The following is a 420-nucleotide window of genomic DNA, read 5'->3' on the forward strand; positions in this document are numbered from 1 at the left end:
GAGTTTGATGAAGTAATAAATTTTGATTTAGAAGAGTTAGAACCTGCAATTGCTGGACCTAATAAAGTACATACACATATAAAAGTAGAAGAGTTAAAAGAACAACAAATTAATAAAAGTGGTTCATATTTAAAAGACTTAGATGTAGTAATTGCTTCTATTACTTCTTGTACAACAACTTCAAATCCATATTTAATACTACACGCTGCACTTGTGGCAAAAAAAGCTTATGAGTTTGGATTACATACTAAAGAGTATGTTAAAACTTCTTTTTCTCCTGGTTCCTTAGCTATTAAAGAGTTTTTAAAAAAATTAGATTTACTTAAATACTTAGAACACTTAGGTTTTTATATTACTGGATATGCTTGCGAGCTATTTGGTAATTTAGAAGATAAGTATGAGTTTGATATTAAAGATAAC

Annotated in this window: 1 protein-coding gene; it reads left to right on the plus strand. The window is 27.6% G+C overall.

The features are described 5' to 3' along the window. On the plus strand, positions 1 to 420 hold a 420-nt coding region (locus CRV02_RS14555), incomplete at both ends, for an aconitase family protein (RefSeq protein ID WP_258239335.1).

Source organism: Arcobacter sp. CECT 8989 (genome assembly GCF_004116715.1).
Taxonomy (GTDB): domain Bacteria; phylum Campylobacterota; class Campylobacteria; order Campylobacterales; family Arcobacteraceae; genus Halarcobacter.